This window comes from Gluconobacter kondonii, from assembly GCF_002723995.1.
In the GTDB taxonomy this organism is placed as follows: Bacteria; Pseudomonadota; Alphaproteobacteria; order Acetobacterales; family Acetobacteraceae; genus Gluconobacter; species Gluconobacter kondonii.
In genome coordinates this window covers 110,444-123,162 of the sequence record NZ_BEWP01000005.1, presented here as the reverse complement: position 1 = coordinate 123,162, position 12,719 = coordinate 110,444, and the positions used below count along the sequence as shown (strand labels likewise).

At 58.4% G+C, this 12,719-nt stretch carries 10 protein-coding genes and 1 tRNA gene; all 11 read left to right on the top strand.

Annotated elements, in window-relative coordinates:
• Window positions 1-130: 130 nt before the first annotated feature.
• The 11 genes from GKO01_RS07150 (at window position 131) to tsf (ending at window position 12,607) form a co-directional block, all read left to right on the top strand.
• Window positions 131-415 (top strand): HU family DNA-binding protein, encoded by a 285-nt coding sequence (locus GKO01_RS07150; protein WP_011251684.1) that lies wholly within the window; start codon window positions 131-133, stop codon window positions 413-415.
• A 75-nt stretch (window positions 416-490) separates the two neighbouring features.
• A tRNA-Val gene (locus tag GKO01_RS07145) sits at window positions 491-565 on the top strand.
• A gap of 19 nt (window positions 566-584) precedes the next feature.
• Window positions 585-1,316 carry a biotin--[acetyl-CoA-carboxylase] ligase gene (locus tag GKO01_RS07140; RefSeq protein ID WP_099286449.1) on the top strand — a complete coding sequence of 244 codons (732 nt, stop codon included), beginning with the start codon at window positions 585-587 and terminating at the stop codon, window positions 1,314-1,316.
• A 16-nt stretch (window positions 1,317-1,332) separates the two neighbouring features.
• Entirely contained in the window at window positions 1,333-2,145 is an 813-nt protein-coding gene (locus GKO01_RS07135; RefSeq protein WP_099286448.1) for a type III pantothenate kinase, read from the top strand.
• A gap of 40 nt (window positions 2,146-2,185) precedes the next feature.
• Window positions 2,186-3,844, top strand: a complete 1,659-nt coding sequence (locus GKO01_RS07130) for a ribonuclease J (protein WP_062029683.1) — start codon at window positions 2,186-2,188, stop codon at window positions 3,842-3,844.
• 12 nt (window positions 3,845-3,856) lie between these two features.
• Entirely contained in the window at window positions 3,857-5,173 is a 1,317-nt protein-coding gene (gene proS / locus GKO01_RS07125; protein WP_099286447.1) for a proline--tRNA ligase, read from the top strand.
• Window positions 5,173-6,423, top strand: coding sequence for a lipoprotein-releasing ABC transporter permease subunit (locus GKO01_RS07120; RefSeq protein WP_099286446.1), 1,251 nt, complete (start codon window positions 5,173-5,175; stop codon window positions 6,421-6,423). Before proS ends, GKO01_RS07120 begins: the two co-directional genes overlap by 1 nt.
• Entirely contained in the window at window positions 6,416-7,111 is a 696-nt protein-coding gene (locus GKO01_RS07115; protein WP_099286445.1) for an ABC transporter ATP-binding protein, read from the top strand. Before GKO01_RS07120 ends, GKO01_RS07115 begins: the two co-directional genes overlap by 8 nt.
• 69 nt (window positions 7,112-7,180) lie before the next feature.
• Window positions 7,181-10,603: a DNA polymerase III subunit alpha gene (dnaE, locus tag GKO01_RS07110; protein ID WP_099286444.1), complete on the top strand. Its 3,423-nt coding sequence runs from the start codon at window positions 7,181-7,183 to the stop codon at window positions 10,601-10,603.
• Window positions 10,604-10,799: 196 nt separating this feature from the next.
• A complete protein-coding gene (gene rpsB / locus GKO01_RS07105; RefSeq protein ID WP_099286443.1) occupies window positions 10,800-11,597 on the top strand; it encodes a 30S ribosomal protein S2 in 798 nt (265 codons plus the stop codon).
• 101 nt (window positions 11,598-11,698) lie between these two features.
• Window positions 11,699-12,607, top strand: a complete 909-nt coding sequence (gene tsf, locus GKO01_RS07100) for a translation elongation factor Ts (protein ID WP_099286442.1) — start codon at window positions 11,699-11,701, stop codon at window positions 12,605-12,607.
• Window positions 12,608-12,719 lie beyond the last annotated feature (112 nt).

Below are 12,719 nucleotides of genomic sequence, written 5' to 3'. Positions count from 1 at the left end.
TTCTGCGATTCTGGCAGTTGACGCCGGAAAAATCCGCTTCATAGTGCGGCCGCAGATCGAACAAGGCGCCTGAGCCAGAAGGGACTCATCAGAGCCCGGCTCAGGCGCTCTAACACCAGAAAGGCACATCATGGAGAAGCCCCTCAACAAGCAGGAACTGATCGCCGCCGTTGCAGACGCTGCCGATCTTCCGAAGGCAAAGGCCAGCGAAGTTGTCGATGCGGTGTTCAGCACGATCGAAGCGACGCTTGCCAAGAAGCAGGAAGTCCGTCTCGTCGGCTTCGGCAGCTTCGTGACCGCAACGCGTAAGGCCGCCAAGGGCCGCAACCCGCGTACGGGCGAAGAAATCGACATTCCGGCATCCACCTCTGTCCGCTTCAAGCCGGGCAAGGGTCTGAAGGACGCCGTGAGCTGAAAAAGCTCACAAAACGGTTCCGGGTGGCTTTACCGCCATCCGGAACCGTGTATATAGACCTCACAAACATTCTGAGGGCGATTAGCTCAGCGGTAGAGCGTCTCGTTTACACCGAGAGGGTCGGCGGTTCAATCCCGTCATCGCCCACCATCATGAATACTATGCAGCCATGAACTGGCGTTTCGAATACCATGAAACGCTCGGCTCCACTTCCGACCTCTGCAAAATCAGAGCTGAAGCCGGAGAGCCTGAATATCTGGCCGTTCAGGCTTTTTCTCAGACAGCAGGGCGCGGCACGCGCGGACGGACCTGGACTGATCCAGGAGGGAACCTTGCGATCTCGCTTTTGTTCCGTCCTGCTGATCCTGCGACGTTCATCGCGGCTCTTCCATTTCTCACTGCGGTAGCCTTGTACGAGACGGCCACGCATTTTTGTCCTTCGCCTGTAGGGCCGATGCCTTTTATGGTGAAGTGGCCCAATGATTTGTTGCTGGATGGCCGGAAGATGGCTGGTGTGCTGATCGAAACGGGTGGACCGCAAGGCAGGCCGTGGGTTGTCGTGGGAATCGGAGCCAATTTAACGCAAGCTCCTGAAATCCCTGGTCGCCGTCTTGCCGCGCTTTCCGAGAAAACTGCTGCACCGTCTGCGAAAGCATTTGGTGAGATCCTGGTCGCGCAGATCGAGCGCTGGACCACCATTCTGACGGCGCAGGGCTTTGCACCGATCCGGGCTGCCTGGTTGGCCCGCGCACACCCCGTCGGGTCGCGACTTGCGGTTCAGGGTTGTGAAACCTATATTACAGGTTCGTTTTCAGGGCTCGATGCGCAGGGACGCCTGCTGCTGACCCTTCCCAACGGTGAAACCATTCCGGTTGTAACCGGCGATATCCTGCTGGACTGAAGGACCGGACCGCAACGTGCTTCTCGTCATTGATGCTGGAAACACCAACATCGTGTTCGCCGTACACGACGGACAGTCGTGGCTCGGACAATGGCGAATCTCGACGAATGAAGCACGCACGGCGGATGAATATGCGGCCTGGCTTCTGACGCTTTTCGACCGACGTGGTCTTGATGCGACAAAAATCAGTCGCGCCATTATCGGGACCGTGGTTCCTGTCGCGCTGTATGAACTGCGCCGTTTCTGTCGTGAATGGCTGGATGTTGTGCCTCTTGTCGCCAATGCAAGGCTGGACTGGGGCATTGATGTTCTTGTGGAAAATCCGAACGAACTGGGTGCGGACCGGCGTCTGAATGGGCTGGCAGGGCGTGAGTTTTACGGTACTCCCCTGATCGTTGTTGATTTCGGCACCGCGACGACATTCGATGTGGTCAACACGGCGGGTCAGTTCTGTGGGGGGGCGATTGCTCCGGGTGTGAACCTGTCGATCGACGCGCTGCACCGGGCAGCCGCACGATTGCCTCGCATGAGCATTGGCCGCCCTTCCACGGCGATTGGCTGCAATACGAGTGTTGCGATGCGCTCCGGTCTGTTCTGGGGCTATGTCGGCCTCGTAGAGGGACTGATCCGTCGTATTTCCGATGAAATGGATGCAAAGCCAACAGTGATCGCAACAGGCGGTCTGGCTCCACTGTTCTCTGAGGGAACGCCGCTTTTTGATGTGCTGGCGCCCGATCTGACGCTGGATGGCCTGCGCCTTCTGGCGGACCGCAATACGGGTCCGCCTCTTTCCTATTCCCCTGAGCGCCCGCAGGGCGTTGGGCAATGACTCACGTTTTAATTTTATATCGTATCTGCAAGGAACCATCATGACGGAAAAACCGGACGGTCTGTCTTTCCTGCCCTTGGGCGGGACGGGCGAGATCGGCATGAATTTCAATCTCTACTGCCTGACAAAGAATGGTCGCGACACCTGGCTTGCCATTGATTGCGGCATCGGATTTTCGGGTAACGACACACCCGAAGCCGAAGTGCTGATGCCGGACCCGACCTTCATCGCGGATCGCGCGCGGGATCTGTGCGGTCTGGTGATTACGCACGCGCATGAAGATCATCTGGGGGCCGTGGCGCATCTGTGGCCGTATCTGCGCTGCCCGGTTTATGCAACGCCGTTTGCGGCGGCTGTTCTGCGGCGCAAGTTGCAGGAAGCGCATCTGAACAATCAGGTGAAGATCCACGTTATCCGTCCGGCTTCGCGTTTTGAAGTTGGACCGTTCGATCTTCAGTTTGTGTCCGTCACGCATTCCGTCGCCGAGGCTCAGGCCGTGGCACTGCGGACGCCGCATGGCCTGATTGTGCATACGGGTGACTGGAAGCTGGACGAGAACCCGCTGGTCGGGCCGGTGACGGACCTTGAGACGTTCGGCAAGCTGGGTGACGAAGGTGTTCTGGCTATGGTCGGTGACAGCACCAACGTGCTCAAGCCGGGTAAGTCTGAATCCGAAGCAGACGTCCGCAAGGGCCTGACGGATCTGATCATGGGGCTGGAAGGCCGCATTGCCGTGACGTGTTTTGCCAGTAACGTGGCGCGCGTTGAGAGCATCGCCAAGGCCGCTCAGGCTTCGGGGCGTGTGGTCATGATCGTCGGGCGCTCGCTGCGTAACCTTGAGACGGCCGCACGTGAATGCGGTTATTTCCAGGACCTGCCCCCGTTCCTGACCGAGCAGGACGCGCGGGATGTGGATGATGACAGTCTGCTGATGATCATTACGGGCAGTCAGGGCGAGCCGCGCTCGGCCCTGTCGCGAATTGCGTCTGACACGCATCCGAACATCGCCCTCGGCGAGGGCGATACGGTGATCTACAGCTCGCGGATGATCCCGGGCAACGAGCAGGCTGTCATGGCCGTGCAGGACAATCTGTCGCGCCGTGGCGTGACGGTCCTGACGGACAAGGACGCCAAGGTTCACACGTCCGGCCATGCGACCAGCGAAGACATTCGCACGCTCTATCGGATCGTTCGTCCAAAATACAGCATTCCGACCCACGGCGAATGGCGTCACCTGACAGCCCATGCCGCGCTGGCGCATGAAATGGGTTCCGAGCCGATCTTGCTTGAAGATGGCGACATCCTCAACCTGTCCCCGGGTGAGGTGAAGGTTGTCGATACGGCGCCGACGGGCCGTCTGGCACTGGATGGTGGCCGTCTGCTGCCCATGACGGGCGGTGTTCTTGCGGCGCGTCGCAAGATGCTGTTCAACGGCATTGTTCTGGCGAGTTTTGCCGTCGATGACGAAGGTTATGTCATTGGTGAGCCAAAGATCAGCGCGCCGGGCCTGCTGGAATCCGATGACCCTGAAAGCATCCGGATTCAGGAAGAGTTTGCCGACTCCATCGACCAGATTCCGGACGAACTGCGTCAGGACGATGCCGCTTTCCGCGATGCTGCCAAAACGGCCCTGCGTCGTGCTCTGGGGCGCAAGCTTCAGAAGCGTCCGCTTGTCGATGTCCATCTTCTGCGCGTCTGAGAGAAGTAACACATGCGTTTGACGAAAGCCTTTCAGCCGACGCTGAAGGAAGTTCCGGCTGAGGCGCAGATCGCGTCTCACCGCCTGATGCTGCGGGCTGGCCTTGTGCGCCAGACCTCTTCGGGCATCTATGCCTGGCTGCCGGCAGGCCTGCGGGTTCTGCGCAATATCGAGCAGATCGTTCGCGAAGAGCAGGATGCTATCGGCGCACAGGAAGTCCTGATGCCGACGCTTCAGTCCGCCGATCTGTGGCGCCGCTCTGGGCGTTATGACGCTTATGGCCCGGAAATGCTCCGGATTCAGGATCGTCATGGTCGTGATCTGCTGTACGGGCCGACGAATGAGGAAATGATCACGGATATCTTCGGAGCGTCCGTGAAATCCTACAAGGATCTGCCCAAGGCACTTTATCACATCCAGTGGAAGTTCCGTGACGAGGTGCGTCCCCGTTTCGGCGTGATGCGCGGGCGTGAGTTCCTGATGAAGGATGCCTATTCCTTCGATGCGACATACGAGGATGCCGTCGCCAGCTATCGCCGGATGATGCTGTCTTATCTGCGTATCTTCCAGCGTCTGGGTGTTCGGGCTGTTCCGATGGTCGCCGATACGGGACCGATCGGTGGTGATCTGAGCCACGAATTCCTCGTTCTTGCTCCGACGGGTGAAAGCGGCGTCTTCTTCGATGCCGCACTCGAAGAGCAGGACTGGCTGGGTCGTCCGGTCGATTGTGACGATCACGAAAGTCTCGCCACATTCTTCTCAACCGTGACCGATCATTATGCGGCAACGGATGAGAAGCACGACGAGGCCGAATGGGCCAAAATCCCGGAGGAGCGCAAGCGCGAAGGCCGCGGAATCGAAGTGGGTCACATCTTCTATTTCGGTACGAAGTACACGGAATCGATGGACATTGAAGTGATCGGCTCTGACGGGGCGTCGTTTCATCCGCAGATGGGCTCTTACGGTATCGGCGTGTCACGTCTGGTCGGTGCGATCATTGAGGCGTCGCATGACGAGGCCGGCATCATCTGGCCTACATCGGTCGCACCGTATCGGGCTGCAATCCTGAACCTGCGTCAGGGTGATGAAGCCTGCGATGCGATTTGTGAGAGCATTTACGGCACCGATCCCGAGAACCTGCTGTATGATGATCGTTCGGACCGTGCGGGTGTGAAGTTCAACGATGCGGATCTGATGGGACATCCCTGGCAGATCATCGTCGGACCGCGCGGCGCCAAGGAAGGCAAGGTCGAGCTCAAGCAGCGCGTCACGGGCGAGCGGTTTGAACTGTCCGTTGAGGATGCTCTGGCCAAAATCGGGGCCGCCTGATGTTCGGCCGCTTCGAGCGCATGGTGGCGGGACGGTATCTCCGTGCCCGCCGTGGCGAGCGTTTCGCTTCGATCATCGCCATTTTCTCCCTGATCGGGATTGCGCTCGGAGTGGCGACTCTCATCATCGTTATGTCGGTGATGAACGGCTTCAAGGCCGATCTGATGGGACGCATCCTAGGTCTGCACGGGGATCTAACCGTGTATGGCTACGGGCGTCCTATTGAGGTTTACGAAAACGACGTGGCCGCCATCCGGCAGGTTCCGGGTGTAAAATCAGTCATCCCCATGGCGCAGGGCACTGTGCTGGTGGAGGCAGGGCGTTTCTCGTCCGGAGCAGAAATGCAGGGCGTGTCCCAGCAGTCGCTCCGGGACTGGACGGCGCTGAGCAGCGGTATCATTGCGGGAAGCCTGAATAATTTCACCGGTGATGACGCGGTTGCGATCGGAACGACGATGGCCGACCGGGCCGGGCTGACAATCGGCTCTCCGATCACGCTTCTGTCGCCAGACGGGCAGGCGACGCCGTTCGGCACCATGCCACGGGTGAAAACCTATCATGTGGCCGTCATTTTCGATGCCAACTGGAACGATTATAATTCCAGCATCGTCCTGATGCCGCTTCCTGCCGCACAGAAATTCCTGATGCTGGGATCTTCGGCCGTTTCTCTCATTCAGGTTTCGACGGATGATCCATCCAACGTCCAGCCGACGCGCAAGGCGATTGCCGAGCGTCTGGAAGATCCGCGTCTGCGGGTGCTGGACTGGACCCAGAGCGCCAACGGTTTTCTGGATGCGGTGACGGTCGAGCAGAACGTCATGTTCCTGATCCTGACGCTCATCATTCTTGTCGCGGCGTTCAATGTGATTTCGTCGCTGATCATGATGGTCAAGGACAAGACGCGGGATATAGCAGTGCTGCGGACGCTTGGTGCGAGCCGGGGCGCGATCATGCGGATTTTCCTCATGTGTGGCGCGTCTGTCGGAATTGTCGGAACCGTAGCCGGGTCTGCGCTGGGAATTGCCTTTGCGCTGAATATCGAACGGATCCGTCAATGGCTTCAGTCTCTGACCGGAACCAATCTGTTCAATCCGGAAGTCTATTTTCTAGAGCGTCTGCCAGCGAAACTGGTGTGGTCTCAGGTGTGGGAAGTGATCGGAATGTCTCTGGCGCTTTCGCTTCTGGCGACACTCTATCCATCCTGGCGCGCGGCCAGAACCGATCCGATTGAGGCCCTGCGTCATGAATGACCATTCAGTCGGGGCGAGTGCCCTGCGTCTTGAGGGACTGAAACGCCGTTTCCGGTCGGGCGAAGAGACGCTTGAAATCCTGAGCGGTGCCGAATTCGAGCTTCGGGCTGGCGAAATCGTTGCTCTCGTTGCGCCGAGCGGCACCGGAAAATCCACTCTTCTGCATCTTGCTGGTCTTTTGGAAGCACCGTCCGAAGGGACAGTTTTTGTGGCCGATCGCCCCGCAAGTGGATTGAGTGATACACTACGCACGGCGATCCGGCGGGATCAGATCGGGTTTGTGTATCAGTTTCATCATCTTCTGGGTGAGTTCACGGCCTGCGAAAACGTCATGCTGCCGCAGCTTATTGCTGGCGTGCCCCCGAAGCAGGCACGCGTACGCGCCAAGGATCTGCTCGGCCGCTTTGGGCTCTCTCATCGGCTTGAATCGTTGCCCGGTCGCCTGTCCGGTGGAGAGCAGCAGCGAACTGCGATTGCGCGTGCGCTGGCCAATCAGCCCAAGCTGCTTCTGGCAGACGAACCGACGGGCAATCTGGATATCGGCACGGCGGATCATGTGTTCGGAGAGCTTCTGCGCGTTGTACGGGAAGAGGGCGCAGCCGCGCTGATTGCCACGCATAACGACGAACTGGCCTCACGGATGGACCGGACCGTGACATTGCGAGATGGGAAACTTGTTTCGCTGTAGGGCATTGAAATGGAGCGGCAGGGTTCAAAAACCCCTGCATCCGATGTCCGTCCCTGATAGACTTGCAGCATGTCTCATGCCGATTTTGTTCATCTCAGAAATCACTCTGCCTATTCCCTGAGCCAGGGTGCAATCCGGATTCCGGACCTCGTGAGTCTGGCCGCTAAAAATGCCATGCCTGCCGTTGCCCTTACGGATAGTGGCAATCTTTTTGGAGCGCTTGAGTTCTCGCTCTACTGTCGAAGCAACGGTGTGCAGCCAATTGTCGGCTGCCAGATTTCGCTTCCACCACGTTCGACCAAGCCGGGGGCTGTTTCAGAGCCTCTAGTGATTCTGGCGCGGAACGAAGAAGGTCTCGCAAATCTTCAGATCCTGTCTTCCGAAGGGTTTCTGAACGGCGATCCTGCTGATCCCTCAATCGCGATAGAATTTCTCTGCCAGCATGCGGCGGGGCTGTTCCTTCTGACGGGCGGCAATCGCGGCCCGATCAATAGATTGATTCTTGAAGAGCAGAAGTCTGAGGCAAAAGCACTTCTGATGCGGCTGGAAGAGGCTTTCCGAGGGAATATCGCAGTCGAGCTGAACCGACTTGGAGAGGCTGGGGAGCAGGAGGTCGAGAGTGTTCTGATCCCAATGGCGGATGAGATGAACATTCCTCTGGTGGCGACCAATGAGTGCTTCTTCCCCAAGCCTGAAATGCACGAGGCCCATGATGCGCTTTTGTGCATCGCGCAGGGACGGACCATTGCAGAGGACGATCGCTGGCATGTTTCTCCGCAGGCGTGGTTCAAAACCCCGGCGGAAATGCGGGCTGTTTTTCATGATCTGCCAGAGGCCTGCGATAACACGCTGATTATTGCACAAAAATGCGCCGTGGCGGCCTGTACGCGCAAGCCACTTCTACCAATCTGCCCGAAGGTCCGGGAAGGCTCGACGGAAGAAGAGACCCTGCGCGCCATGGCTTGGGAAGGGCTGGAAAAACGTCTGGAAGCAGTGAGTGCAGATGAAGAAAAACGCAGGCTTTATTCCGAACGTCTGCAGATTGAACTCGATATTATCGCGGGAATGGGCTTCCCCGGTTACTTCCTGATCGTTGCCGACTTTATTCAGTGGGCAAAAGCGCACGACATTCCGGTCGGTCCGGGACGTGGGTCAGGCGCAGGGTCGCTTGTGGCCTATGCGCTGACGATTACGGATATTGATCCCATCCCGTTTGGATTGCTGTTTGAAAGATTCCTGAATCCAGAACGTGTGTCCATGCCGGATTTCGATATTGATTTCTGTCAGGACCGTCGCGATGAGGTGATCCGTTATGTGCGCGAGGAATACGGCGGAAGCCGGGTGGCGCAGATCATCACCTTCGGAAAACTCCAAGCCAAGGCAGCGGTGCGGGACGTGGGCCGTGTGTTGGGGCTGCCTTATGGCATGGTCAATCGTGTTGCCGAACTGATCCCGAACAACCCCGCCAAGCCTGTATCGCTTTCGGACGCGATTGATGGAGAACCCCGGCTTCAGGAAATGCGCGACAGTGATGAGTCGCTCAAACGCCTGATGGAAATCGCGTTGCAGCTCGAAGGGTTGTACCGTCATGCCTCCACCCATGCCGCGGGTGTGGTGATTGGTGATCGGGAACTGGTGGAGCTTGTCCCCCTGTACCGCGATCCGAAGAGCGACATGCTCGTGACGCAGTACAATATGAAGTACGTCGAGCAGGCCGGTCTGGTGAAGTTCGACTTCCTTGGCCTGACCACGCTTACGATCCTCAAGCGCGGTCTGGATTTCCTTAAAGAACAGGGCATTACAGTCGATCTCTCACGGATTCCTCTGGATGATGTCAAAACCTTCGAAATGCTGGCCAAGGGCGATACCGCCGGTGTGTTCCAGTTTGAAGGCGCCGGCATGCGGGACATGCTCAAGCAGATGGCGGCCAGCAGGCTCGAAGATCTGATTGCGGGCGTGTCGTTGTATCGTCCGGGACCAATGGCCAATATTCCAGATTACTGCCGGCGCAAACACGGCGAGCACTGGGAGCCTCCGCACGAGGAAATTCGCGATATTCTTGAAGAGACCTATGGGATCATGGTCTATCAGGAACAGGTCATGCAGATCGCCCAGAAGATGGCGGGCTACAGTCTGGGCGGCGCTGACCTGCTGCGGCGCGCGATGGGCAAAAAGATTGCCTCTGAAATGGAAAAGCAGCGCGCGATTTTCACTGAAGGTGCCACAGCCCGCGGTATTCCGCAGGATAAAGCAGTCGAAGTCTTTGATCTTATGGCTCGTTTTGCCGATTACGGCTTCAACAAGTCGCACGCCGCAGCCTATGCGCTGGTGTCCTATCAGACGGCCTGGATGAAAGCGAACCATCCTGTGGCGTTCCTTGCTGGCTGCATGTCTCTGGCTCGGGAAAAAACGGACAAGTTGGCAGCCTTGTGTCAGGAAGCGCGCCGGATGAAGATTCCCGTGTTACCCGTTGATATCAATAAATCTATGGCAGATTTTTCTATCGAGATGATGGAGGATGGGCAGCAGGGTATTCGCTATGCGCTTTCCGCGATCAAGCGTGTGGGAGCCGTGGCGATGGAAAGTGTCGTTGCTTCGCGCGGGGATCGTCCGTTTCAGGATCTGACGGATTTTTCAGAGCGCTGTGATCCGAAAAGCCTGAACAAGATTCAGATCGAAAGTCTTGCAAAGGCAGGGGCTTTCGACAGTCTTCTTAAAGAGAGGCACATTGTTTTTGCCAGCGCTGACATTCTCCTGCGACGGGCTCAGGCGCGGGCTCAGGAAGAAAAAGTAGGTCAGACGGGTCTGTTTGGTGGCGCTGGGCAGGAACGTGAAATCCTGCGCCTGAACGAGGGGCGCCCGTGGCCGGATTTCGAGCGTCTTTCGCTCGAAGCATCGGCTATCGGCTTTCACATGAGTGCCCATCCGCTCGATGCCTATCGCAGCGTGTTGCGCAGGCTTGGGGTTACACCATCGAACGCTCTGGAAAATGCTGCAAAAACAGGTACTACGCGCGTCAAGATCGCAGGCTGCGTCGTCGATCGTAAAGAGCGTCCGACCCGGACCGGCAAGAAAATGGCATGGGTCAATCTGTCCGATAGCGGCGGAGGATGCGAGGTTACGCTCTTCTCGGAAACGCTGATTTCCTGCCGAGATCTGCTGGTGGCCGGCCAGGCCATTCTGGTGAATGCCGAACTCAAGATTGACGGGGATGCGCTGCGGATTACGGCTCAGAGCGTCATTGATCTTGAGGCGGCGGCGGCGGCAGAGCGGTCGGAAATTCGGGTCTGGCTAAAGCAGGAAAGCGCCCTGTCCGAACTCACGGCTCTTCTCGAAGAAGTTCAGGGCGGCTTTGGTCGGGTGAAACTCCTGCCGTCCGTCGAGGAAACGCAGGACGTGGAAATCTCCATTCCGGGACTGTATCGCGTGACCCCCCGTCTGGCGGAGCGGCTGCGGACGATCCGCGGCGTGGAAAAGGCGCAGCAGGTCTGATCTTGCGTGTGGATATTGTGTGAAATCCTGCGGACAGACCTTGCGTCCGCAGGGATTTTCCGCCATATCGCGACCGTTCTTTGTCGGGATCTGTCCTGACGGGAGCAATCCGCACGCATGGCTCTCGGGTTTTCTGGTGTCCTCTAAAGGGACGTTGCCATGCGGAGGTTCAACCAGACGCAAGGAATTCTGAATCATGGCAATGCCTGATTTCACCATGCGCCAGCTGCTCGAAGCCGGCGTTCATTTCGGTCACCACACCCGTCGCTGGAACCCGGCCATGGCGCCGTACCTGTTCGGTGTGCGCAACCAGGTTCACATCATCGACCTGCAGCAGACGGTTCCGATGCTGGACCGCGCCCTGAAGGTTGTCCGTGACACCGTTGCCAACGGTGGCCGTGTTCTGTTCGTTGGCACCAAGCGTGCTGCGGCTGACCATGTTGCTGAAGCTGCACAGCGTTGCGGCCAGTACTACGTCAACCACCGCTGGCTCGGCGGCATGCTGACCAACTGGAAGACCATCACGGGCTCCATCAAGCGTCTGCGCCAGATCGACGAAATGCTGGCTGGCGGCACAGCCGGTCTGACGAAGAAGGAAGTTCTCGACATCACGCGCGACCGCGAGAAGCTCGAGCGTTCCCTCGGCGGTATCAAGGAAATGGGTGGCCTGCCCGACCTGCTGTTCGTGATCGACACGAACAAGGAAAAGCTGGCGATTGAAGAAGCCACGAAGCTTGGCATTCCGGTCATCGGCGTTCTGGACAGCAACTCCAACCCTGCTGGCGTGACCTACCCGATCCCGGGCAACGATGACGCCATCCGCGCCATCACCCTGTATTGCGATTTGGTTTCCGGTGCGGTTCTCGACGGTATTTCCGCCGAGCTGGCTGCTTCGGGTCAGGACATCGGTGCTGCCGAAGAACTGCCGGCTGAGACGGCTGTTCTGGAAGCCGCTGCTGCTGAAGGCGCAGAAGCTCCCGCTTCCGCAGGCTGAACAGACTGCCGGGGTCCGGTCATGGAAAACGGCAACTGAAACATGGCATGCGGCCGGGCGAGTTCGTCCGGCCGCATGATCTTTTTTGAGGGATGAGATAAATGGCAGAAATCACAGCAGCCCTGGTTCGCGAACTGCGCGAAGCCACTGGCGCAGGCATGATGGATTGCAAGAAGGCCCTGACGGAAGCTGCAGGCGACATGGACGCCGCCATCGACTGGCTGCGCACGAAGGGTCTGTCCCAGGCTGCGAAGAAGTCCGGCCGTACGACGGCTGAAGGTCTGGTCGGCGTTGTGTCCGGCAAGAACCGCGCTGCTATGGTCGAAGTCAACGCCGAGACGGACTTCGTGGGCCGTAACGAAGCCTTCCAGGCGTTCGTCGAACAGGTTGCTCATGTTGCTCTCGAAGTCGGTGACGATCTGGACACCATCAAGGCTGCCAAGGTTCCGTCCGGCCGTACGGTTGCTGACGAACTGACGCATCTGATCGCAACGATCGGCGAGAACATGGCCATCCGTCGCGCCAAGGTCCTGTCGGTCGAGTCCGGCGTTGTTGCCAGCTACGTTCACAGCGCCCTGCGTCCGGGTATCGGCAAGATCGGCGTTCTCGCCGCTCTCGAGGCTCCGTCCGAGTCCGACGCGCTGCTGACGCTGGGTCGCCAGATTGGCATGCATGTTGCAGCAACCCGTCCGGCTGCGCTGGATGTTGCCAGTGTCGATCCGGAGTCCCTGGAGCGTGAGCGCGCTGTTCTGATCGAGCAGGCTCGTGAGTCCGGCAAGCCGGAAGCCATTATTGAGAAGATGGTCGAAGGCCGTATCCGCAAGTTCTATGAAGAAGTCGTTCTTCTGGAGCAGGTGTGGGTTCTGGACGGCGAAAGCCGCGTCTCCAAGGTTGTCGAGAAGGCTGGCGCAAAGCTGGCTGGTTTCGAGCGCTTCCAGCTCGGTGAAGGCATTGAGAAGGAAGAGAGCGATTTCGCTGCTGAAGTCGCCGCTGCCGCTGGCACCAAGTAAGGTTTTTCCGTTTCCGATCTGAGCCGGATCTGTCTGGTTCAGATCGGACGTGAAAGTCTGTAAAAAGGCCCCTGTGCGCTCTGGCGCGCGGGGGCTTTTTTGTTTTTGGCCA